The following is a 22,369-nucleotide window of genomic DNA, read 5'->3' as shown; positions in this document are numbered from 1 at the left end:
CGGAATCGACGGGTGATGTGCAGCGGCACCGCCGCGGAGGCAGTGGGCGTTCCGCCATCAGGACTCGAACCTGAAACTTCAGAACCAAAATCTGAGGTGTTGCCGATTACACCATGGCGGAGCACGCCGGAGGCTGCCCCCGAGGGATCCGTTCGGGCCGTCGAGGGCCGCGCGGACGCGAAGGAGGGCCCGTGGGCGCGGACCGATCCTATCGTCCGGACCAGGGGTCCCGGGCCGCGATCGGCGGCGGTCCGGAGTGCTCCTGCCCACGACTGCGGGCACGCTCGCGCCGGATCAGGACCGAGATCCGGCGCGGGACCGGGATCGGGACCGCGACCAGGATCAGAGCCTGTGCGAGACTTCCGCCATGGCGGAGAACGGAGCCCCTCGCGGTCGGTCGACCCGGATGACGGGACGAGAGCGGCGGGAGCAGCTCGTGACGGTGGGCCGTTCGGTCTTCGCCGAGAAGGGCTTCGACATGTCGAGCGTCGAGGAGATCGCGGCCCGCGCCTCCGTCTCCAAGCCGATCGTGTACGAGCATTTCGGGGGCAAAGAGGGCCTGTACGCGGTGGTCGTGGACCGTGAGGTCAGCACTCTGCTGGCGGACCTCGAGAGATCCCTGCGCGAGCAGCGGCTCCATCCCCGTCTGCTCATGGAGCGGGCGGCGCTGGCGTTCCTGTCCTACATCGACGAGAACGAGGACGGGTTCCGGATCCTGGTCCGGGACTCCCCCGTGAGCCAGGCCGGCGGCACCTTCTCCTCCCTGCTCACCGACGTCGCCCAGCGGGTCGAGGAGATCCTCGCCGCCCAGCTGAAACTGCATTCCTACCCCGAGCGGGACGCCACGATGTACGCCCAGATGCTGGTGGGAATGGTCGCCTACACGGGTCAGTGGTGGCTGGAGACCCGCACCCCCAGCAAGGAGATCGTCGCCTCCCGGATGGTGAACCTGTCCTGGTACGGACTGGTGGACCTGCAGAAGTCGCCGACGCTGCACGAGGGTTCCAAGGCCTGACCCGGAACGCACAGGCGGACCGTGGAACGCACCACCCGGAACAGGCAGGGCCTGCCTGTCGCCGGTCCCCCGCCCTAGACTCGGGGCATGCCCATGACTGCTGATGACGCCACCGCGCCGCACCTCGACGAGGTGGATCGGATCATCGAGGGCTGGGAGCGTGCACGCGAGGACCTCGATATCGAGCCTCTCGCCGTCTTCTCCCGCATCTCCCGCCTATCCCGCTACCTCGAGACCGCACGGCGCGACTCGTTCACCGCGGCGGGCCTCGAGGGCTGGGAGTTCGACATGCTCTCTGCCCTGCGGCGCAGCGGGGACGACGCCCTCTCCCCCGGCGCGCTCATGCGGCAGACCCTCGTCACCAGCGGCACCATGACCACCCGCATCGACAAGCTCGTCACGCGGGGCCTGATCACGAAGAGCCGGAGTCCGCGCGATGGCCGCGCCGTCGAGGTGCGCCTGCAGCCCGACGGGGTGTCCCGGGTGGATGCCGCTATGGAGAGCCTGCTCGCCGCGGAGCGCGAGCTGCTGCATCCCTTGGCCTCTGAGGACAGGTCGGCCCTGGCCGACGCGCTGCGCTCGCTCCTGCTCACGTTCGAGGTGGACGATCCGCTGGATCGATGATCCACAGATCCGGCATCCGCGCGCCGCGCTGATGCCCTGGACGACGCGCGTGACTCGTCCGTCCCCCAGCACCCAGCTTCTCGAAGGATGAACCCGTATGGCCCATATGCTCGGCACCCAGTCCCTCCATGTCTCCCTGCCGGACCGCGTCCTGCTCGACGACATCACCGTCGGCATCGATGAGGGCGACCGCATCGGCGTGGTGGGCCGCAACGGCGATGGCAAATCCACCCTCCTGCGCCTTCTCGCCCGCTTCCAGGAGCCGGACTCCGGCCGGGTGACCGTGCGCGGAGGCGTCCGGGTGGGCGTGCTGAGCCAGCAGGACGAGGCGACCGCGAGCACGACGGTGCGCCAGCGCGTGGTCGGTGATCGCCCCGAGTACGAGTGGGCCTCGGACTCCCGGATCCGCGACGTTCTCGCCGGCCTGCTCGACGAGATCGACCTCGAGGCGGAGCTCGCGGATCTCTCCGGTGGCCAGCTCCGCCGCGTGCACCTCGCCGAGCTGCTGGTCGGCGACTGGGATGTGCTGCTGCTGGACGAGCCCACGAACCATCTTGATGTCGAGGGCATCTCCTGGCTCGCGGACCATCTGCGCCGGCGCTGGAACCGCAGGGACGGCGGGCTCGTGGTCATCACCCACGACCGGTGGTTCCTCGACGCCGTCTGCACCCGGATGTGGGAGGTGCACGACGGGGTGGTCGATCCGTTCGAGGGAGGGTACGCCGCCTATGTCCTCCAGCGTGTCGAACGCGATCGCCAGGCCGCAGCGATCGAGAACAAGCGCCAGAACCTCATGCGCAAGGAGCTCGCCTGGCTGCGTCGCGGCGCGCCCGCACGCACCTCGAAGCCGAAGTTCCGCATCGATGCCGCGACGGAGCTCATCGCGGACGAGCCGCCCGTGCGCGACGCCGTGGAGCTCACGCAGCTGGCCACCTCGCGCCTGGGCCGCGATGTGCTCGATGTGCTCGATGTGGATGCCGGCTACGGCGACGTGCGCGTGCTGCATGACGTCACGCTGCATATCGGCGCGGCCGACCGCATCGGGATTCTCGGTCCCAACGGTGCCGGGAAGTCCACGCTCCTCGCCCTGATCACCGGGGATCTCGAGCCGCAGGCGGGTCGCGTCAAGCGCGGCAAGACGGTCACCGTCCGCCAGGTGACGCAGCGGGTCGAGGGGTTGCAGGACCATCTGACGTCGCGGGTCAGCGACGTGGTGGGGCGATATCGCAGCTCGTTCAAGGCGGGGAAGGACGAGGTCTCGCCCGGGCAGCTCCTGGAGCGTCTCGGGTTCACCACCGCGCATCAGAAGGTTCTGGTCGGCGCGCTCTCCGGCGGCCAGCAGCGCCGCCTGGACCTCCTGCTGACGCTGCTGGAGGAGCCCAATGTGCTGATCCTCGATGAGCCGACCAACGATATGGACACCGACATGCTCGCGGCGATGGAAGATCTCCTCGACACGTGGCCCGGCCCGCTGATCGTCGTGTCCCACGACCGGTATCTGCTCGAGCGCGTCACGGACACCCAGTACGCAGTGCTGAACGGGACCGTGCGTCATGTCCCCGGCGGCGTCCAGCAGTATCTCGAGCTGCGTGCGGAAGCCGACGCGAAGGGAACTGTGCAGACGACCGGGGGCCGCAGGGCCACGTCGAGCGCTCCCGGTACCGGGAGCGGAACCGACAAGGGTGCCGGCGCCGGTTCTGATTCCGGTTCCGGTTCCGGGTCCGGGTCCGGGTCCGGTACCGGTGGCTCCACTCGTTCCGCGACGGGAGCTGCCACCGGATCAGGTGGTGCGGAGGCGCATGCCGCTCGCAAGGAGCTGAGTGCCACCGAGCGCCGCATGGAGAAGCTGATGGGTCAGACCAAGAAGCTCCACGAGAGGCTCGCCGCCCATGACCAGTCCGATTATCAGGGGCTGCAGTCGATCACCGAAGAGCTGCGCGCGATCGAGTCTCAGGTGACGGGGCTGGAGGAGCGTTGGCTGGAGCTGTCGGAGCAGATCGACTGACCTCTCCAGCCGGGAGGAGATGACCTCATTTCTCCTCTCCTCTGGCTTCTCCCCTGACCTCGCCCTTGGCCTTGAGACGCGAGGTGATGCGCGTTGCGTCGAAGACGTAGTCGCTGTGTGCGCAGAGCAGCCTCTGCCCCGGGTGGCTCGGTGGTTTCCTGATCAGGATCCCCGCGGGGACGAGCTGACAGATCGCTCGATGCAAGCTTGCATGGGAGTCGGGTGGCGTCGGCCCGCCTTCGCGAGTCGGCTCCAGCTCACCGAGGGTGTGCATGACCCAGCCCGTCTGCTGTTCTGGCGGGTTCGCCGTCGGCGACATCGAGGTGGACTGCTCTGGGGTGGTCTGTTCTGTCGCTGACAGCCGTCGATGCCGTCGGCGCAGCGCTGTTCCGACAGGGTCGAAGTTGATGCCGCTGCGTCGTGCTTTCTGGCCGTACCGGGTGGTCCACTCCACGGTGCGGCGGCGCCCGGTGTCGTCGTGGATCACCGCCGCGCGCATCCCTGCCTCCTCCTTCTGGGTGTCGATGCCGCACAGCCCGTTGCCGTTGTCCACGGACGTGGCCCCGCCCGCCGCATACGGCGTGATGTGGTCGTTCTGGCGGATCGGGGCGTCGCAGTAGGGTGCGCGGCAGGTGAGGTGGCTCCAGCTCAGGAATCGTGCGAGCGCCGGAGGGAAAGCCCGAGCTCTGGACTCGATGGCGACGAGCTGACCATCCTCCGGATCCGTGTAGAGGTTGCGCAGTGCGAGACGCAGCTCCGGATCGTCATCGGCTGAGGCCATGGCACGGCGCATCTCGTCGCGGACATGCTCGTACGGGACAGTCCCCAGACCTTCGATGACGGCGGGGTCTGCGTGCTCCGGGACGAGCAGTGACCGGTCGGTGATGATCACGCCGATCTCCATGGTGCCGGGGTCCATGCCCTCGCCGCGGCTGAGGAGAGTATCGGCGAACATATCCGCCATGATCTGCTGATGGCCTCGACGGTCCCCGTGGGCACGAGCCCTCTCCGCCTCCAGGGCGAGGCTCTTGCGGATCCTGGCGCCGTCGAGCGCCGTGAGCCTCGCCGTCACCACGCTCATCCCGTTCTCCGCTCGACGCACGGAGACGTTGCGGCTCTGCACGGCATGTGTATGGCGGGCTGCAGCGCCTTGAGGGTCGAGCGCGTGCATCACCTTCTCCGCCTCATCGCCCCATTGCTGCACGCCGCACCCCTCGAGGTACGGGAGGTGCTCCGTGAGCACCTGATCGACCTGGGAGCGCAGCTCCGGAGCAGCTGGGCCGACGACGCGGCCGACGCGATGGGCAGCCTCCGGCGAGAGCCGACCGTGCGCGAGGGCGCGGAGCATCCCCGGCATCGACTGCACCAGACGACGCGAGCTCGACATGGTCTGGCCTGTCACGGCGGGGGCGGCATGGAGGGCGAAAGCAGCTTCTGCCCGGGCAGTCTTCAGCGCGACGCGCGGCGCCATCTCCTTGGCCAGGCACTCATCCTTGACCGCGCTTTCGAGATGGACGAGTGCCCGCGCCTGCACGGCGGCGATCGCGGTGGACACTTCACGCAGTCCGTCGAGGAGCGAGAGCGTGGCCTGCGTCGAGAGACGCTCGATCGATCCCGATCCATCGCCTCCCGCATGCACCAGCCCCGACAGCACAGAGGACAGATCGACTTCGCCGAGGCGGAGCACGCTCGCGGGAGCGGGCGTCGAATTCACAGAGGCAGAGGCAGAGGCAGAGTGCTCAGAGTCGTCTTCGACCCCGTCCCGCTCACTCTCCGCGTCCCCAAGTCCCCTATTCATGCATCAATGATTACACATCCACCCCACTTACCGAAGGGTTATAACATACCAATCCAGAAATGTGGATAAACCATCTGTGTGGAGGAACGACCCACCCGGGCCTCCCGTCGGCTCTCGTGCGCCACAGCGCCGTCGACGGCCAACCAGGTGCCGCCGGCACTCCCCCTCGTAGCAGCCATAAGCAATGGTCACATGCGGCAGCCGCACGCGATGCCCACACACACTGCCGTCACAGAACACGCTCCACACCTCGCCTGCGGCTCCTTCCACTGTCGCGGATCCGCGTGGGGTCCTGACGATTCAGATAACCCCATAGCGCACTGCACCTCGCAACACAAGGCGCTTTACGCAAATGTGGACAAGCAGTGGATCGGGAGGAAAGAATTCGCCACAGATAGTGGCGTCAATACCGCACATCAGGGGATGCCGCCACGACATGGGTCGTCTCGTCTCGACATGGGTGGTCGCCACAACGAAGGATGCCGCCACAAGATGGGGCGGGTCGCCATAGCAGGGGATGCCGCCACACCATGGGCCGCCGCCGAAGCACGGGACATCGCCACAGCATGGGATGTAGCAACAGCATGGAATGGCGCAACAGCATGGGATGGCGCCACAGCATGCGATGGCGCCACATCGTCGGACGCCGTCGAGGACGTGCCGCCAACCGTCAGCCGGCTCGGAGGACGTGCCGCCAACCGTCAGCCGGCTCGGAGGACGTGCCGCTCTTCGTCAGCCGGCGTCGAGCACGCTCGCGCCAGCTGCAGAACCCCGCGCCACAAGATAGGAGTCCACGAGCCGTGCCGCCCGCAGCTCCTCCCCGATCTCCTGCGCATGCTCCCTGTCCTCGACCAGGACCGCGACCGTCGGCCCGGAGCCCGAGACCATCGCTCCGTAGGCGCCGGCCCGTTGGGCATGCTCCACGACCGGCTCGAGCCCATCGTGGAGGGCGAAGGCCGCCGATTGCAGGTCGTTATGGAGCGTGCGCCCCAGCAGAGGCGCATCACCGGAGCTGAGAGCCTGGAACTGCAGCTCCTCGATCTCAGGGTGCTCCGGCAGGACCCGTCCCACCGACCGGGCGATCTCATCGTGGCGTCGATAGACGGCCGGGGTGGACAGGTGCCCGCCCGGGAACGCCAGCAGCCAGGTCCATTCACCATGGGTGAGCGCCGTGGTCAGGTCCGCGCCGGTGCCCCGCCCCAGCGCGGTGTGGCCGAGCATCGCGAAGGGCACGTCCGCCCCGAGCCGGGAGCCGAGCTCCCGCAGCTCCTCGGCCGGGAGCTCCAGGCCCCAGAGCCGATCCAGGGCGACGAGCACGGCAGCGGCGTCCGCCGAGCCCCCGCCCATACCGCCGGCCACCGGGACCTGCTTGTGGACATGCAGGGCGGCACCAGCTGTGACCCCGCGCTCCGAGCGCAGGAGCTCGGCAGCGCGCAGGGCAAGGTTCGATCCGTCCAGCGGGACCTCTCCCGGGACGTCGGAATCGACCGAGAGCGTGAGCTCATCCTGCTGGGTCGCGGTGACGGTCTCGTAGACGTCGACGGCCTGGAAGACCGTCGCGAGGCTGTGGTAACCACGATCGTCGACGGCACCGACGGCGAGCGACAGGTTGATCTTGCCAGGGGCGCGCACCACCACCCGGTTCAGGGCGTTCGCCATCACGCGATCTCCCCGCTCGCCCGAGCGATCGACCGGAACTGCTCGATCTCCAGGGTCTCGCCGCGAGCGCCGGGGTCGATCCCCGCGGCCCGCAGGATCTCCTCGGACCTCGTCGGACTGCCCGCCCAGGGCGCGAGCGCGGCGCGCAGCGTCTTGCGCCGCTGGGCGAAGGCGGCGTCGATGACCGCGAACACCTCGGCACGCTCCGCGGAGGTCCCGAGGGGCTCGTCGTGCCGGGTCAGCTCCACGAGGGCGGAGTCGACGTTGGGGACGGGCCAGAAGATCTGGCGGGAGATGCGGCCGGCCTGCTCAGCGCGGCCGTACCAGGCGGCCTTCACGCTCGGCCCGCCGTAGGTCCGACTCCCCGGGTCTGCCGTCAACCTGTCGACCACCTCGGACTGCACCATCACCAGCGCGGTGCGGATCTCCGGGAACCGTTCGAGGATCGTCAGCAAGATCGGAGTGGCCACGTTGTACGGGAGGTTCGCGACCAGTGCGGTCGGCTGCCCGGCGTGCGGCAGGTCAGAGAGCTCGGTGACCTGCAGGGCGTCGGCGTGCACCAGGCGGTACCGCTCCTCGTCGACCCCGCGGGCGTGCAGGGTCAACGGCAGCAGCTCCGCAAGCCCACGGTCGAGCTCGATCGCGGCGACATCCGCCCCGGCCTCGAGCAGACCGAGGGTCAAAGAGCCCAGACCCGGTCCCACCTCGAGCACGGCCTGGCCCGGCGTGATGCCGGCTCGGCCGACGATCGTGCGGACCGTGTTGGGGTCCATGACGAAATTCTGGCCGCGCTGCTTCGAGGGCCGGATCCCGGCCGCATCCGCGAGCTCGCGGATATCGCGAGCGCTCAGCAGGAGCCCAGGGGCCGACGGGCCCTGCGAGCCGTTGGCGGGCGAGGAACCGGAGGCTTCCTGCGTCGCGCCCGCGGACTGCGCGGCGTCGGCGGGCTGCGCGGCATCGGCGGGCTGCGCGGCATCGGCGGGCTGCGCGGCGTCGGCGGAGTGGGGCGTGCCGGCGCTCATGCCGCCACCGCTTCCGGCCAGCCGTAGACCTGCTCGGTCGTGGCGCGGACTGCTCGGCACGCCTGCTCGAGGTCGGTGCCGGTGACCTCCGCCATCGTGGCCATCGTCAGCGGGATCAGATACGAGGAGTTCGGCCGGCCGCGATAGGGGACCGGGGTCAGGAACGGCGCATCGGTCTCGACCATCACCTGCCCGAACCCGACCTCGGCCAGCGCACCCCGGAGGTCATCGGCATTCTTGAAGGTCACGTTCCCGGCGAAGGAGAGGAAGTACCCGCGATCCGCGCAGGCGCGGGCGAACTCCGCATCCCCGGAGAAGCAGTGGAAGACGGTGCGCTCGGGGGCACCATCCTTGTCGAGCACCTCGAGGACGTCCTGGTGGGCGTTGCGATCGTGGATCTGCATCGGCAGGTCGAGCTCCTTGGCCAGGGCGATGTGGGCACGGAAGGACTCGATCTGCGCGGCTCGCGCGGCGTCGTCCTTCTTCGAGGTGCGGAACCAGTCCAGACCCGTCTCGCCCACCACGACCATGCCGGGGCCCCGCAGGAGGGTGGAGACCTCGCCGATCGCCTCGTCGAGCCCGATGATCGGATCGCCGTCATGATCGGTCCCCCGGGCATGCAGCGCGGCTTCGTTGGGATGGATCGCGACACCGCCCCGCAGGGACGGAGGGCACGCCTCGGAGGCGAGGAGCGCTGCGGTCCAGCGCACGGCCTCGAGGTCGGAGCCGATCGTGATCTGGGCGTCGACGCCCACCTCGGCGGCCCGGGCCACGTGATCCGTGACGGTGAGCTCCCTGTCGCCGTCGGCGAAGTCCAGGTGGCAATGGTTGTCGATCACCGGGAACGGCAGCGAGTCCGGCACCGGCGGCCAGGAACGGTCGCGAGAACGGCCCCGGGGGTCGATGTCCTCGCGACTGCGCACCGGTGAGGGCGCGGCCGATGAGGAGGAGGACTGCTCGGGCCGGGCCGGCGCAGTGGACTCAGGGGACGGGTCGGACCGGGCAGCGAGGGACCGATCGTCCTGCGCGGGATCTGTCTCGTACGGTGACGGCATGCGACCATGGTAGGAGCGTCAGCCCTCCGGTCCCGCCATCGGGTGACCGCGGCGACGTCGACGTCACGTCCGGCCCTCGGAGCCCGCAGGGTCGACGCACGGCTCCCGAACCGTCGGGACGGTGTGCGGTGGGATACGTCACGAGCCCCGAGCAGGCGAAGCCGAGCCCGATGTGACAAGATGGGTCGTCGTTGCGCGTCCTAACGTGCACCCGAGCGCCCCGACTCAGCTGGACCGGGTTCGGGTCGCTGCTCGGGACGGACGCCAACGCTAGTTCATCTCCGGACCGTCCAAGGAGCGTCCTCATGGCAGTGCCCAAGTTTAAGATGTCCCGCGCACGTACGCACTCGCGTCGTTCGCAGTGGAAGGCCAACAACCCCGACCTCGTGCAGGTGACGGTGCGTGGCCGTACCGCAGCTGTTCCGCGTCGTCTGGCCAAGGCCTACCAGCGCGGTCTGCTCCAGATCGAAGACTGATCCCGCGCGGGTCCGCGACCCGCAGCTGATCTTCGACCGAAGCCCCCGGCCCTGTGCCGGGGGCTTCGTCGTGTCGTGGGGCCGTGTCATGTCGTCGTGTCGTGGGGTCGTGTCATGGCGCCGTGTCGTGGCACGGCAGGGATACGCAGCAGATCCGCCACGTCGCCGGAGAGCAGCGCCGCCCGTCCGGCTCAGCTCTTCCGGCTCAGCTCTTCCGGCTCAGCGCCAGATCGTAGAGCTCGCTCGAGGTGACGCCGTCCTGTCCCTTCGCCAGCGCCTTCGCGGCGTCCTTGAGCCGCTCCCCGGCGGCGGCCCGGGCGAGGACCTCCTCGACGAGGTCCTCGGCACTCAGGGCGACCGGCTCCGCACCCGCCACGACGATCACGATCTCGCCCAGCACCTCCGTGGACTCCGCCCACTGCGCGAGCTCGCCGAGGGACCCTCGCACGATCTCCTCGTAGGTCTTGGTCAGTTCGCGCGCGACGGCGGCGGTCCGCTGCTCGCCGAAGGACTCGGCCATCGAGGAGAGCGTCGCCGCCGTGCGGCGAGGGGACTCGAAGAACACCATCGTGCGCTGCTCGGCGACGAGAGGACCGAAGGTCGCGGCCCGCCGGCCTTCCCGACGCGGCGGGAAGCCCTCGAAGGTGAAGCGGTCCGGCGCGATCCCGGAAGCGGCGAGCGCTGTGAGCACGGCCGACGGTCCCGGGATCACGGTGACCGTGAACCCTGCCTCGCTCGCAGCGCGCACCGCCCGGAAGCCCGGATCCGAGACGACCGGCATGCCGGCGTCGGTGACGATCAGGACCCGCTCCCCCGCGGCGAGCGCCTCGAGCAGCACCCCGGTGCGTTCTGCTTCGTTGTGCTCGTGGTACGAGAGGATCCGCCCGGTGGTCTGCACCTCGAGGGCCCCGACGAGCCGCGCGAGGCGTCGGGTGTCCTCGGCGGCGATGAGATCGGCCTGCTCGAGCGATCGCATCAGACGCACCGAGGCATCCAGCGGGTTGCCGATCGGGGTGGCGGCGAGGGTGAGGACTCCGGGTTCGAGCATCCCGCCATGCTAGCGAGCCGCACGGCCGACGCGGACAGCCCTCCAGGATCACCGCAGGTGATGTCCTAGCATGTGCGGGTGCACACGGAGGAGGTCGCGACCCATCGCGCAGACGCCGAGGACGAGCCCGACGCGGTGCTCGCGTCCTTGCGGCGCCGTCTGAGGACCTACGACCTCCCGGTCTCCCGCCTCGCCTGGGCAGGGGCGATGGCCCTGTTCGGACTGGCGCTCGTGCTGCGGCTGTGGGGCCTGGGAACAGTCGATGAGCTGATCTTCGACGAGACCTACTACGTCAAGGACGGCTACGCCCTCACCCAGGAGGGTGTGGAGATGTCCTGGCCCGAGGACCACGACGCGGTCTTCGAGTCCGGGGACGTGAACACCTACGAGAGCACCGGCTCCTATGTGGTCCATCCCCCGCTCGGGAAGTGGTTGATCGGTGCCGGGATGATGGTTCTGGGCCCCGACTCGCCCTGGGGCTGGCGCCTCTCGACCGCCGTGCTCGGCTCCGTCGCCGTCCTGATGCTCACCCTCATCGGCAGGCGCCTGTTCCGCTCCACGACCGTCGGCCTCATCGCCGGTCTGCTGCTGGCGATCGACGGTCTGCACATCGTGCACTCGCGCACGAGCCTGCTGGACCCGTTCCTGATGTTCTTCGTGCTCGCCGCGTTCGGGGCCCTGCTCGTCGATCGCGACCGGTTCCGCGAGCATCTGGCGGTGCGGGCCGCGCAGCTCCAGCTCGATGCCGAGCTGCCTCCGGCCCTGGGCGTCTCCGGCGGGCTGCGACCGTGGCGTCTGCTCGCCGGCGCGCTGCTGGGCATGGCCTGCGCAGTGAAGTGGTCCGGGCTCTATGCGCTGGCGGTCTTCGGGATCATGACCGTGCTGTGGGACTGGTGGGCACGGCGCACGGCCGCCCAGAAGAACTGGCTGCTGGGAGGGTTCGTGAAGGACGCCATCCCGGCCTTCTTCGCGACCGTCGGGACCGCACTGGTCGTGTACATCGCGTCGTGGGCGGGCTGGTTCGCCTCCTCCGTCGGGTACAACCGGAACCTCGCCGCGAAGGAGGGCACAGCCACCGGGAACGGGATCCTGGACTCACTGCGGTCCCTCTGGCTCTACCACCGCCAGGCCTACGAGTTCCATATCGGCCTGGACACCGAGCATCCGTATCAGGCCAACCCGCTGGGCTGGCCCCTCATGCTGCGGCCCACGAACTTCTACTACCGCTCCTACGAATATGGGGAGCACGGCTGCGAGGTCGCGAAGTGCGCCTCCCACATCCTCTCCGTCGGCAATCCGGTCATCTGGTGGCTGGGCACGCTCGCCGTGCTGATCACCCTGGTGATCGCGATCGTGCGCTTCGACGGACGGGCCTGGGCGGCGCTGGCCGGCATCGCCGCCGGCTACCTCCCCTGGCTGCTGTACACGGACCGCACGATCTTCACGTTCTATGCGGTCGTGTTCGAGCCCTGGCTGATCCTGTGCCTCGCCTACGTGCTGGGGCTGCTCATCGGCCCTGCCCGTGCGGACTCGGAGAGACGTCTGGCCGGAGGTCTCTTCGCCGGATCCCTGCTGGTGCTCATCGTGCTGGTCTCCGCGTTCTTCTGGCCGATCTGGACCGGCGAGGTCATCGACCTCGAGCAGTGGCGGTACCGGATGTGGCTTCCCTCCTGGACCTGACCCGACGGGCGCCTCCTGGACCTGACCCGGCAGGCGCCGGACGCTCCGCTCCCAGGGTGTGATCGCCGCTACGATTGCGCCATGCCTTCGGAACCCACAGCGCTGCGTGATCTCGCCCGCGATCTCGGTGTCAGCACCGAGTACTGGGGGTGGGACGGCACGCTCAAGGATGTCGCCGAGAACACCCTGCGCTCCGTGCTCGCCGCGCTCGGCGCGCAGGCCGACTCCCCGGAGGACATCGACCGCATCCGCCGCGAGCACGAGCATGCCCCGTGGGCCCGCACCCTGCCCCCGGTGACGGTGCTGCGCACGGACCACGGGACGACGGTGCCGGTGCATGTCGACCACGGCAGCCCGGTCACCACCCATCTGCTCCTGGAGGACGGCGGCCGCCGTGATCTCGAGCAGGTCGATGACTTCACCCCGCCCGTCGACATCGACGGCACCCTGCGCGGCCGTGCCCGTTTCCGGATCCCCTCGGGCCTCCCGCTGGGCTGGCACCAGCTCGTCGCCGAGACGCCCTCGGGGACGGACACGGCGGACGTCGTCGTCACCCCGGCGCGGCTGACACTCCATGAGGGCTTCGCCGCCCGACGGGCCTACGGGATCCAGGCGCAGCTGTACTCGGTGCGCTCCTCACGATCCTGGGGCATCGGGGACCTCGCCGACATGCGCGATCTCGCCGCGATCTCCGGTGCCTGCCACGGCGCGGACTTCCTCCTGGTCAACCCGTTGCACGCCTCCTATCCGACGCCGCCGGTCGAGCCGTCCCCATATCTCCCGGTGACCCGGCGCTTCACCAGCGCGCTGTACCTCCGGATCGAGGACGTCCCGGAATGGCGGGATCTGCCGGAGCACGCCCGGCAGCGCGTCGAGCTGTCCCGGCGCGGGGTCGAGGACTGGAACACCCGGGTGGACCGCCTGGAGCGTGACGACGTGCTCGCGGCGAAGCTGGAGGCGCTCGAGGAGCTGTTCGCCGTGCCGCTCTCCGCAGGGCGTCGTGCCCTCCTCACGGCCTACCGTCGCCGTGAGGGGCAGGGCCTCGAGGACTTCGCGCTGTGGTCCGCGATCGCGGAATCCGCGCGGGCCGCCGGCGAGGAGCAGGGGCTGTCCGAGCTCGACGACGACGCCGTGGAGCGAGCACGTACCGAGCTCGCGCAGAAGGTCGACTTCCATGTGTGGACGCAGTGGCTGCTCGACGAGCAGCTCAGCGCCGCGCAGACGGCCGCCCGGGACGCCGGGATGCGCATCGGCATCATGCATGACCTCGCCGTCGGCGTCGAAGAGATCGGCGCCGACTCCTGGCGGCTGCGCGGGGTCCTCGCCCGCGGCGCCACCGTCGGCGCACCCGCCGACCAGTACAACCAGCAGGGCCAGAACTGGCACCAGCCCCCGTGGCATCCCGAGCGGCTGCGGGAGGATTCCTACCGTCCGTGGCGCGACATGCTGCGCACCCTCATGCGCCATGCGGGCGCCCTGCGGATCGACCACGTGCTGGGCCTGTTCCGCCTGTGGTGGATCCCCGAGGGCCACGAAGCCTCCGACGGGGCGTACGTCTCCTACGACCACGAGGCGATGATCGGCATCCTCGCCCTGGAGGCGGAGCGCTCCGGCACGGTCGTGGTCGGCGAGGACCTCGGCACGTTCGAGCCGTGGGTCCGCGACTACCTGGTGGACCGCGGGATCCTGGGGACGTCGATCCTGTGGTTCGAGAACGACGCCGAGGGAGCGCCGCTCCCGGCCGCGGACTATCGCACGCTGTGCATGTCCTCGGTGAACACCCATGACCTGCCGCCGACGGCCGGCTATCTCGCCGGGGACCATGTCGCGCTGCGCCACGAGCTCGGACTGCTCGAGCGTCCTCTGGAGGAGGAGCAGGAGGCCGACGCCGCGGGCCGTGAGCAGGTGCTCGACCTGCTGCGCCGCGATGGCCTTCTGGCTCCCGGTGCGGACCTCGAGGACACGGTGATCGCGCTGCACCGGCATCTGGCGCGCACCCCGTCGATGCTGCTGGGCGTCTCGCTCGTGGACTGCGTGGGCGAGCGTCGGATCCAGAACCAGCCGGGCACCGATGAGGAGTACCCGAACTGGCGGATCCCGCTGGCCGATGCGGAGCTGCGCCCCGTCTCGATCGACGACATCGCGACCGATGAGCGCACCGCGCGCCTGCTGGCCGCGGTGCGCGAGGGCATCAGGCCGCGCTGACCTGCTCCCAGGATCCGCGCTCGGCGAGGAACACCCGTGCCGCCTCCTGGGCGCCCTCGAGCGTGTGGTGGGCGCCCCAGCCGCACTGGATCTCGTTGGCGGCGGGGACCTCGTCGGCCGCGACCAGATCGCGCAACGTGGCCTCCAGCGTGGGGGCGAAGCTCTCGGTGGTGTGATCGCCGATCAGCAGCACGTAGAAGCCGGTGCGGCAGCCCATCGGCGAGACGTCCAGGACGACGTCGCTGTGGTTGCGCATGTGCTCGGCCATCATGTGCTCGAGGGAGTGGACGGTCTCGGACTCCAGATGCGCGACGTTGGGCTGGGTGAAGCGCACGTCGAACTTCGTGAGCACGTCACCGCCGGGCAGCTCCTTGCGATCGGCGATCCGGAGGTACGGGGCGGCGACGGTGCGATGGTCGAGGTTGAAGCTCTCGACGTTCATGCGGGGAGGCCGGTTCTGCTCGGTCATGGGGTACTCCTCTGTCGTGGGGGCCTCAGCCCAGGGTGGTGGACACCGGTCGCGGGAACAAAGTCATGAGAACGGGGTCATGAGAACGCGGTCGCGAGGACCGGTCCGTCAGCGGCTGGAGCGGGACGTGCGGCCGCGGACCACGCCGACGAACTCCTGGCGCACCTCGTCGTCGGCCGCACGGGGCCAGGCCAGCGCGATGCGGGTGGGCTCGGCGTCCACCTGCGGCCGATGCACGGCGTCCTTGCGGTGGTGGAGGCGGGCCAGCGACAGCGGCATGCGGGTGAAGCCCACGCCGGCCGCGACGACGGCCACGCGGTCCGCGGCGTCGTCGAGATGCTCGGCCGGGATCTCCGTCTCCTCGGCGAGATCGCCCTCGGAGACCTCGTCCAGCAGGCTCAGCACGTGCTCCGTGCCCATCACGATCGCCCCCCGCTCCTCCCACAGACCCACCACGTGGAGGTCGTCGGTGGGGATCGGCAGGCGCACGAAGCACATGTCGACGTCCCCGCGCTGAAGGGCGAGGTGCTGCTGCGAGAGCGGGATCGGGGTCAGCTCGAGCCAGGCGTCCCGTCGACCCGACTTCCAGCGACGCAGGAAACGATCAGGTTCGACACCGGGGACGAACCCGACGCGCAGGGTGCGATTCTCCATGTGCCCAGACTACGGCGCGGGGGCTGCCCTCCGTGCACGAGACGCCCTCCGCGGGACGGGGAGCTCCGGGGCCTCGGCCCCGTGCCTCTGCCCTGCGCCTCAGCCCCGTGTGCCTCCAGCGGTCAGGCAGGCAGGCCGGGAGCGGGCCGTGCCTCCGCGAGGATCCTCAGGAGGTCCTGGGTGAAGCGTTCCGGACGAACCAGGTTCACCAGGTGGTTGCCATAGCCGAGGGCGACGACGCGACCCCGGGGCGCTGCGTTGGCGAAAGATCGCTCGTCCCACCGCAGCTGATCGAAGCGTGGGCTGAGGATCGTGACGGGGACGTCGATGCGCCGCAGGTCTTCGCGCAGATCGAGGGTGCCGACCGCTGTCATCGCGGCGGTCACGGCCTCAGGTCCGGAGAGGCCGCCGCGCGTGTAGGCGCCCACCCCGCGCCTCCCGAGCGCCAGGGCATGCAGAAGGGTGGCACCGGTCGCCGGATTCGGGTCGGACCGTGCCCTCCGCAGGCGGCTCCCTCCCGATGGGGAGCGTCGTCCGGGCAGGGTCGGGAGCCCGCTCATGGCGGTGATCCCGAGTCCGTACAGCCGCGCGGTGGTCGGGGTCGGCTGCACGGCGGAGCCGCAGACGGTGAGGCTCGCGAGCGACCCTGCCTGTGCTCCAGCCCCTGCCCTTGCTGCTGCTCCAGCTCCAGCTCCAGCTCCAGCTCCAGCTCCAGCTCCAGCTCCAGCTCCAGCTCCAGCGGACCGCGCCTCGTCGGCCCTGTCGAGGCCGCCGGCGCAGAGCGCGGCGGCGGCGTGGATCGCGAGCATCCCGCCCAGCGAGGATCCCACCAGGTGCACGGTGGCCGGGCCCGTCGCCTCGGCCGCGGTGAGGACGGCCCGGCTGATCGTGGCCGTGGCCTCGGTGAGGGTGAACGGCTCGCCGCGGTGCACCCCATGGCCGGGCAGGTCCGGGGCGCTCACGAGATACCCCGCCTCGCGCAGGCCGGGGAGCTGGAGATCCCACTGGCTGGAGGAGGTGCGGGTGCCGTGGACCAGCACGATGCTCTCAGTCACCGTTCCCCACCTCAACACCGGTCCCCATCTCTGCACCTGCGGCGGCACGTCGCAGCACCTTCGTGAAGCGCTTGGGCCGGGAGAGGTTCGCGATGTGCCCGGCATCGTCGAGGATCACGAGCTCCCCGTCCCGGGCGGCCTCCAGGAAGAGTGCCTCGTGGCGGCGGAACGGGTCGTGCTCCCCGTTGAGGAAGGTCAGCGGGACATCGATCATCGCGATGTCGGCCAGCAGATCGAGGGAGCTGATCGTCCGCACCACGGTCCCCACCACGCCGTGGGCGCGTCCTCCCCCGTAGTAGCGACGGGAGGCCTTGCGGGAGTGCCGCTTCGCAAAGGCGCGCGCGACTCGCGTGTCGGAGTCGCCGGGCAGCCAGTCCTTCATGGTGATCCACAGGCCGTAGAGCCGCGCCATCGCCGGTCCCGGGACGATCGTGCAATCCGCCGCGAGGACCGCCTCCAGACGGCCCGGGTTCCGGGACGCCCAGTGCAGCGTCAGGTATCCGCCGAGCGACAGCCCCACCAGCAACGGTGGCTGCTCGCAGTCGCTCACGGCCTGCTCGATGGTGGCCAGTGCGCTCTGCAGCGTGAACTCTTCGCCGCGGCGTCGACCGTGACCGGGGAGGTCCGGGGCGATCACCTGGAAGCCGTGCTCGCGCAGGCGGCGCGTCTGCCCCTTCCACATGGTGCGCGAGGAGCGCACAGCATGGATCAGCACGATGCTGCTGGTCATCGAGGTCCCCTCCCCTGCGGCATCCGTCGCATCGCGCGACGCATCGTCCCCGTCTGGACCCTATCGTCCGTGGGTGAAAGGCAGAGGGTCATAGTCAGAGGGTGATCGTCCGCGGGTGATCGTCCGCGGGTGGACGACGACGCCACGGCGAGCGTCGGCCCCCGCGCCGACCGCTAGCCTGAGCAGCATGCCGAGCTACCGCATGCACCTGCCCATCGGGGAACTCCTCCCGGGACGTTCCCCGCACGACGTGATGGAGCAGGCCGCCCTCGCGCTGGGCACGCTCCACGTGGTCGAGAAGCAGGACGTCGAAGCACCGCTGATCGGCGACCGACGGGTGGGACGCGCCGTCCTGCGGTTCGCGGTGGAGGCGACCACCCGCGGGGATGAGGACGCCGCCGCGCGGCACGCCCTCGCCGTCGTCATCGACCACCTCGAGGGGACTGCGGGCCGGATCGCCCCAGAGAGTGCGCTGCAGCTCACGCGGGGCGCGGCGGGCCGCTTCCGGCCGATCCCGCTGGGCTGACCGCTGCCGGCGTCCGTTCCCGCACCATCAGCTGGACACGGGCGTGACCATCAGCTCGAGACAGGCGTGACCATCAGCTGGAGAAGAGCCAGATCGAGGCGTCGACCGAATTTCGTCCCGACCTGGGGCAGGGTGCCACGATGCTCGAACCCGAGCTTCTCGTGCAGGCGCACGGAGCCGATGTTGCCTGCCTCGATCGCCGCGATCATGGCCTGGACGCCCTGTTCCCGGGCTCGGGTGACCAAGGCCTCCAGCAGCGCGCGGCCGACGCCCCTGCCCTGCTGGTCGCTGCGCACGTAGACGGAGTCCTCCACGGTGCCCCGGAATCCGTCGTGCGGTCGGAACATGCCGTAGGTCGCGTAGCCGAGCAGCTCACCGGCAGCTCCGCTCCCCTCACCGTCGCCGTCGCCGTCGCCGAGGCAGACCAGCACGGGGAAGCCGTCCCGACGCCGCTGAGCGAGCCAGACCGCCCGGTCCTCACGATCCACCGCGTGGTCGTTCCAGATCGCCGTGGTGTGCTCGACCGCGTCGTTGTAGAGCGCGGTGAGGGCATCCAGGTGCGCGGCGGTCGCGTCGCGGATCTCCATGACAGCTCCTCAGAAAGGTCGGCGCTCCGGGACGGGCGAGCCGGAGAGCAGACGAACGGGCCGGCTGGCGAACGGGCGAACCGGCGACAGGGCGAACCGGCGACGGGGTGAACGGACGAGCGGCCACGGCCCCGGGCTGAGTGCGTGGTCAGCACCGTGGAACAGGAGAACCCCCTGGTCAGTTGCGTGACCAGGGGGTTCTTCGGTGGAGCTAGGGGGATTCGAACCCCCGACCTTCTCATTGCGAACGAGACGCGCTACCAACTGCGCCATAGCCCCATGTCGCGCGGCGACCCGGCCAGATTACCACCGGGAAGCCCCGGAGGAGAACTCGTCGGAATCGCCTTGACGAGGATCACAGATCCGCGTCGCGCAGGGCCTGAACCTCCTCGAACACGCGATCCACCAGGTCCAGGCGCTCAGGCCCGGTGCACGCCACGTACGCAGGGTTCAGGAAGTCGGGCTGCCCCGTCTCCCCGTGGCCGGGCCAGGTGCGCACCGAGCCTCCGGCGCGGCGCAGGATGTGGAAGCCGGCGGCGATGTCCCAGGCGTTGATGGAGGCCAGGAATGTCGCATCGGCCCACCCGGCGGAGACATAGGCGAGCTCGATGGCGGCGGAGCCGAGGTGCCGGATCGCCGAGAGGCCGTTCTCCAGCTCGGGCTGCGCCCTCGCCGCGAGCTCAGGGAACTCGGCCCAGCCACGCTGGCCCGGGAAGCCGGACAGCACCAGGGCGTCGGCGGGCTTGTTCGTCGAGCGCGGCGTGATCTCGCGGCCGTTGAGCGTCGCCGGCCCGTCCGCTGCGGTGAACACCTGGCCGAGAACCGGAACATCGATGACGCCGGCCACCAGCTCGTCGCCCACCGCCACCCCGATGGAGACGCAGAACAGGGGAAGACCGGCAGCGAAGTTGCTGGTCCCGTCGATGGGGTCGACGTAGAAGGTCACGACGGGCTCCGCGGGATCAGCGCTCAGCGCGCCCTCCTCGGCGGGTCGCTCCCCGCCCTCCTCGCCGACGATGCGGCAGGTGGGGAGCAGCCGGCGCAGCTCGGCGACGATGATGTCCTCGCTGGCCCTGTCGTGCTCGGTGACGATGTCATGACTGGAGGTCTTGTACTCGCGGGCCAGGTGCTCGCGGTCCAGGGAGCGGATGTAGTCGGCCGCTGCCCGTGCCGCGGTGGTCGCGATGTCCAGCAGATGGTCGGGGCTCGGGACGGAGGAGGGCGCCGTCTGCGCAGTCGAGGTGTTCATCACCTCGAGCCTAGTCCGAACCACGCTGTGTCCGTGGGCCACGACAGCGTGCGGACGACCCGGCGCGGATGCGCCGGCTATCAGCCCAGGAGGTGGCGCAGATATCCCGTCAGCAGCACCCCGTCGGGATCCGCAGTCGCCCGTGCTGCACGGAAGTCCTCGAAGCGGGGATGCAGAGCGGCCAGCTCGCGACGGCCCAGCCAATGCTGCTTGCCCCAGTGGGGGCGGGCGGCGAACGGGGCGAGGATGCGCTGGACCATGAGCAGATAGGGCCCGGCCTCCTCGCGGTGATGGCGGTGCGCGGCGAGGTAGACGGTGTCGCGTCCGTACGCGGTCGAGAGCCAGACGTCGTCGGCCGCGGCCCGCCGTACCTCGAGCGGGAAGGTGACGTGCACGCGTTCGTCCTCGAAGCGGGTGCTCAGCGCGTCGAAGGCCTCTTCGAAGCGGTGCGCGGGGATCGCCCATTCCGACTCCTGGAAGCGCACCCGGCGCGGCGCGGTGAACACCGAGGCGGAATCATCCACCACGCGCGGGCCGGCGAACAGGCGCGAGGTCCTCGAGATTGGCGTCGAAGGCGTCGAGGTCCAGGACGGCGACGGGCCGCTCTGACCGGCCCTCACGGGTGAGCGCCCGGTCGATCCGGGCGATGCGGGTGCTCCGCGTCGGCCGGTTCGCCTCCATCGGCATGCCTCAGACCTCGGGTCCGGGAGTCTCAGGCCCGACGGCGGGCGAGGATCTCGTCGAGGTGCAGGTTCTGGGCGGGGGCGTAGGCCTCGTCGACCGCTTCGAGCTCCTCGACGGAACCGCTCTCGAGCGGCACCGAAGCGGGCTGCATGCTCTGACGATGTGCGGCGTGGCGGGTGGCGAGGTCATCGACCTCGCCGCGCAGCGCGTAGGTGGGGCGCGGGACCGGACGCGGGGTCCACTCGCCGGCGGCCGTGACCTGATGGGCGGCGCGCTCGGCCGTCGCCTCGAGCGGTGCGCGCTGCACAGGCTTCTCGCGCTTCTCGGGGGTGGAGCGGGCGATCGCGGGCTCGACCGCAGGGGCGGCCGCGGCGCGACGAGCGGTCTCCTGCTGGGCGCGCTCCTGACGGTTCAGGGTCGCCGCCCGGGTCAGACGGGCCCGACGATCCAGCTCGGCCCGACGCAGGCCCACGAGATAGGTCATCACGGCGACCGCAGCGATCGCCGGCACCCACCACGCGACGATCCCGGCGACGGCCAGGGCGATCAGCGCGAGGGTGAGCGCGCTCATCCCGGCGAGGAGTACCTTCATCAGTCGGCGCGACCGGGTCCGCTCCTCGAGGAGGTCGATGCGGGCCCCGGGCACCGCGTCGAAGCGTGGTCGGCTGGTGGGGTCAGCGGGACGCAGAAGGAGACGGTCCTGGGACATGGCGGCATTCACCTCGTGGGAAGAGCGACGGGAGTGGACGGCCGCGGACAGGTCCCGGGCCTCCGAGCTCATCTCGGAGAGCTCCGAGGCGCGTGCGCGCCCCATCACCTCGCGGCGACTGGCAGTGCGCGGCAGGGCATACGCCACCCAGAGCAGCAGCAGAAGGCCGAACAGGACGGCACCGAGATTGATTGACTCCACATCTCTACAGTAATGACACCGATGTGATTTCCCTGGTCACCCCGCGGGCGTGTCGGGAGGGAACTCCCGATGAAGTCTGGCGAGAACTCCGCGCCCGTCATGTCCGGTGGCGATCTCCTCGGCGGTGAGCGCGAACACGAGATGATCTCTCCACGTTCCGTCGACATGGATCGCCGAACGTCTCAGCCCCTCGGGACGCAGATGCAGCTTCTGGACCACCCGCAGGCTCGAGGCATTCTCCGGGCGCACCGTCACCTCGATGCGGTGGATGCCGAGCTCGGCGAAGAGATGATCGATCACCAGGGCCACCGACCGCGGGACGAGGCCCGCTCCCGCCTGATCCCGGTCGATCCAGTAGCCCAGCACCGCGCTGCGCAGCGCTCCGTACTGGATGGGTCCTGCCGTGATCTGGCCGACGACCCGGCCCCGCACGGTGATCATCAGCGGAAGGTAGAGCCCGAGGCGCGCCTGCTGCTCGTTCCAACGTCGCAGCGTGGCGAAGGGTATCTGCCGGGCTGGGCGATCAGGGTCTGTGGCATCCCATGGGCGCAGCCAGTCACGGTTTCGCTCACGCAACCGCTCGAAGTCTGCGCGGTCACGGCGTCGCAGGGGCCGCAGAGCGAGCTCCCCGTCGCGCAGTGTCAGCGGCCACACGTGAACCATCGCGTCATCGTAGACGGAAGCGGCCCCCTCCCCGTGCACGGTCCAGGCGACCGATCCGGCGCGGGCGGGGCAGGCGGGTCCACCCCTCGGAGGAATCGCCGTGCACCTCGGGCACCATGGCCTCGGCCGGAACTCCGAAGCTGCTGGAATCAGCTCGCTGAGGGCCACATAAAGGGCTCTTCGCGGTTCGTGGTGAATGACCCTGCTGTGGCGGGTATTCACGCTACGGTTCTCGCGGCGCTGGTGAGCAGGATA

The 22,369-nt window shown here is 70.0% G+C and carries 22 protein-coding genes and 2 tRNA genes; 7 read left to right on the top strand and 17 right to left on the bottom strand.

Annotated elements, in window-relative coordinates:
* Window positions 1–49: 49 nt before the first annotated feature.
* Window positions 50–121 (bottom strand) — tRNA-Gln (locus ABD093_RS11185).
* Between the two features lie 246 nt (window positions 122–367).
* On the opposite strand from ABD093_RS11185, the gene ABD093_RS11180 reads away from it, so the two are divergent.
* From ABD093_RS11180 to ABD093_RS11170, 3 genes are all read left to right on the top strand, one after another.
* Window positions 368–1,015, top strand: a complete 648-nt coding sequence (locus ABD093_RS11180; RefSeq protein WP_193118131.1) for a TetR/AcrR family transcriptional regulator — start codon at window positions 368–370, stop codon at window positions 1,013–1,015.
* 87 nt (window positions 1,016–1,102) lie between these two features.
* Window positions 1,103–1,639, top strand: coding sequence for a MarR family winged helix-turn-helix transcriptional regulator (locus tag ABD093_RS11175; RefSeq protein WP_193118132.1), 537 nt, complete (start codon window positions 1,103–1,105; stop codon window positions 1,637–1,639).
* A 97-nt stretch (window positions 1,640–1,736) separates the two neighbouring features.
* Entirely contained in the window at window positions 1,737–3,644 is a 1,908-nt protein-coding gene (locus ABD093_RS11170) for an ABC-F family ATP-binding cassette domain-containing protein (RefSeq protein WP_343924515.1), read from the top strand.
* A 25-nt stretch (window positions 3,645–3,669) separates the two neighbouring features.
* Here the strand turns inward: ABD093_RS11170 and ABD093_RS11165 are convergent, their stop codons facing one another.
* From ABD093_RS11165 to ABD093_RS11150, 4 genes are all read right to left on the bottom strand, one after another.
* Window positions 3,670–5,358 (bottom strand): DUF222 domain-containing protein, encoded by a 1,689-nt coding sequence (locus ABD093_RS11165; RefSeq protein ID WP_343924513.1) that lies wholly within the window; start codon window positions 5,356–5,358, stop codon window positions 3,670–3,672.
* A gap of 816 nt (window positions 5,359–6,174) precedes the next feature.
* Window positions 6,175–7,101: a 4-(cytidine 5'-diphospho)-2-C-methyl-D-erythritol kinase gene (locus tag ABD093_RS11160; protein WP_193118135.1), complete on the bottom strand. Its 927-nt coding sequence runs from the start codon at window positions 7,099–7,101 to the stop codon at window positions 6,175–6,177.
* On the bottom strand, window positions 7,101–8,123 hold the full coding sequence (gene rsmA / locus ABD093_RS11155; RefSeq protein WP_193118136.1) for a 16S rRNA (adenine(1518)-N(6)/adenine(1519)-N(6))-dimethyltransferase RsmA: 1,023 nt from the start codon (window positions 8,121–8,123) through the stop codon (window positions 7,101–7,103). The genes ABD093_RS11160 and rsmA overlap by 1 nt, the downstream gene beginning before the upstream one ends.
* Entirely contained in the window at window positions 8,120–9,178 is a 1,059-nt protein-coding gene (locus ABD093_RS11150; protein ID WP_193118137.1) for a TatD family hydrolase, read from the bottom strand. Before ABD093_RS11150 ends, rsmA begins: the two co-directional genes overlap by 4 nt.
* A gap of 305 nt (window positions 9,179–9,483) precedes the next feature.
* On the opposite strand from ABD093_RS11150, the gene rpmF reads away from it, so the two are divergent.
* On the top strand, window positions 9,484–9,654 hold the full coding sequence (rpmF, locus tag ABD093_RS11145) for a 50S ribosomal protein L32 (protein ID WP_193118138.1): 171 nt from the start codon (window positions 9,484–9,486) through the stop codon (window positions 9,652–9,654).
* 205 nt (window positions 9,655–9,859) lie between these two features.
* On the opposite strand, the gene rsmI is transcribed toward rpmF, so the two are convergent.
* Window positions 9,860–10,702 carry a 16S rRNA (cytidine(1402)-2'-O)-methyltransferase gene (gene rsmI / locus ABD093_RS11140; RefSeq protein WP_193118139.1) on the bottom strand — a complete coding sequence of 281 codons (843 nt, stop codon included), beginning with the start codon at window positions 10,700–10,702 and terminating at the stop codon, window positions 9,860–9,862.
* 78 nt (window positions 10,703–10,780) lie between these two features.
* Between rsmI and ABD093_RS11135 the strand changes: the two genes are divergently transcribed.
* Window positions 10,781–12,382 (top strand): dolichyl-phosphate-mannose--protein mannosyltransferase, encoded by a 1,602-nt coding sequence (locus tag ABD093_RS11135; RefSeq protein WP_319021612.1) that lies wholly within the window; start codon window positions 10,781–10,783, stop codon window positions 12,380–12,382.
* Between the two features lie 81 nt (window positions 12,383–12,463).
* Window positions 12,464–14,587 (top strand): 4-alpha-glucanotransferase, encoded by a 2,124-nt coding sequence (gene malQ, locus ABD093_RS11130; protein ID WP_343924508.1) that lies wholly within the window; start codon window positions 12,464–12,466, stop codon window positions 14,585–14,587.
* On the opposite strand, the gene ABD093_RS11125 is transcribed toward malQ, so the two are convergent.
* The 4 genes from ABD093_RS11125 to ABD093_RS11110 form a co-directional block, all read right to left on the bottom strand.
* Window positions 14,574–15,056, bottom strand: coding sequence for an S-ribosylhomocysteine lyase (locus tag ABD093_RS11125; RefSeq protein WP_193118142.1), 483 nt, complete (start codon window positions 15,054–15,056; stop codon window positions 14,574–14,576). The genes malQ and ABD093_RS11125 overlap by 14 nt on opposite strands.
* Before the next feature lie 108 nt (window positions 15,057–15,164).
* Window positions 15,165–15,710 carry a LysR substrate-binding domain-containing protein gene (locus tag ABD093_RS11120; RefSeq protein ID WP_193118143.1) on the bottom strand — a complete coding sequence of 182 codons (546 nt, stop codon included), beginning with the start codon at window positions 15,708–15,710 and terminating at the stop codon, window positions 15,165–15,167.
* A gap of 122 nt (window positions 15,711–15,832) precedes the next feature.
* The gene (locus tag ABD093_RS11115; RefSeq protein WP_343924506.1) at window positions 15,833–16,765 is read right to left on the bottom strand and encodes an alpha/beta fold hydrolase; all 933 of its coding nucleotides are present in this window, start codon (window positions 16,763–16,765) and stop codon (window positions 15,833–15,835) included.
* Window positions 16,758–17,495: an alpha/beta fold hydrolase gene (locus tag ABD093_RS11110; RefSeq protein WP_343924504.1), complete on the bottom strand. Its 738-nt coding sequence runs from the start codon at window positions 17,493–17,495 to the stop codon at window positions 16,758–16,760. The genes ABD093_RS11115 and ABD093_RS11110 overlap by 8 nt, the downstream gene beginning before the upstream one ends.
* 187 nt (window positions 17,496–17,682) lie before the next feature.
* Here ABD093_RS11110 and ABD093_RS11105 point away from each other — a divergent pair, with 187 nt between their 5' ends.
* Window positions 17,683–18,021, top strand: coding sequence for a hypothetical protein (locus ABD093_RS11105; RefSeq protein WP_193118146.1), 339 nt, complete (start codon window positions 17,683–17,685; stop codon window positions 18,019–18,021).
* 50 nt (window positions 18,022–18,071) lie between these two features.
* Here the strand turns inward: ABD093_RS11105 and ABD093_RS11100 are convergent, their stop codons facing one another.
* The 7 genes from ABD093_RS11100 to ABD093_RS11070 form a co-directional block, all read right to left on the bottom strand.
* Complete coding sequence (locus ABD093_RS11100) at window positions 18,072–18,608, bottom strand: GNAT family N-acetyltransferase (protein WP_193118147.1); 537 nt, start codon at window positions 18,606–18,608, stop codon at window positions 18,072–18,074.
* A 206-nt stretch (window positions 18,609–18,814) separates the two neighbouring features.
* Window positions 18,815–18,887, bottom strand: a tRNA-Ala gene (locus ABD093_RS11095).
* A gap of 76 nt (window positions 18,888–18,963) precedes the next feature.
* Entirely contained in the window at window positions 18,964–19,857 is an 894-nt protein-coding gene (locus ABD093_RS11090) for an inositol monophosphatase family protein (protein WP_343924502.1), read from the bottom strand.
* 80 nt (window positions 19,858–19,937) lie between these two features.
* A complete protein-coding gene (locus ABD093_RS11085; RefSeq protein ID WP_319021614.1) occupies window positions 19,938–20,384 on the bottom strand; it encodes a D-arabinono-1,4-lactone oxidase in 447 nt (148 codons plus the stop codon).
* Complete coding sequence (locus ABD093_RS11080; protein WP_226850515.1) at window positions 20,374–20,544, bottom strand: hypothetical protein; 171 nt, start codon at window positions 20,542–20,544, stop codon at window positions 20,374–20,376. The genes ABD093_RS11085 and ABD093_RS11080 overlap by 11 nt, the downstream gene beginning before the upstream one ends.
* 25 nt (window positions 20,545–20,569) lie before the next feature.
* Window positions 20,570–21,451: a hypothetical protein gene (locus ABD093_RS11075; RefSeq protein WP_193118149.1), complete on the bottom strand. Its 882-nt coding sequence runs from the start codon at window positions 21,449–21,451 to the stop codon at window positions 20,570–20,572.
* A gap of 36 nt (window positions 21,452–21,487) precedes the next feature.
* Window positions 21,488–22,114: a GNAT family N-acetyltransferase gene (locus ABD093_RS11070; protein ID WP_193118150.1), complete on the bottom strand. Its 627-nt coding sequence runs from the start codon at window positions 22,112–22,114 to the stop codon at window positions 21,488–21,490.
* Window positions 22,115–22,369: the final 255 nt, after the last annotated feature.

Origin of the sequence: Brachybacterium tyrofermentans (assembly GCF_039526165.1) — a bacterium.
Classification (GTDB): domain Bacteria; phylum Actinomycetota; class Actinomycetes; order Actinomycetales; family Dermabacteraceae; genus Brachybacterium; species Brachybacterium tyrofermentans.
Note: the sequence above shows the minus strand (reverse complement) of the source record. Positions and strands in the feature narration are given on the sequence as shown.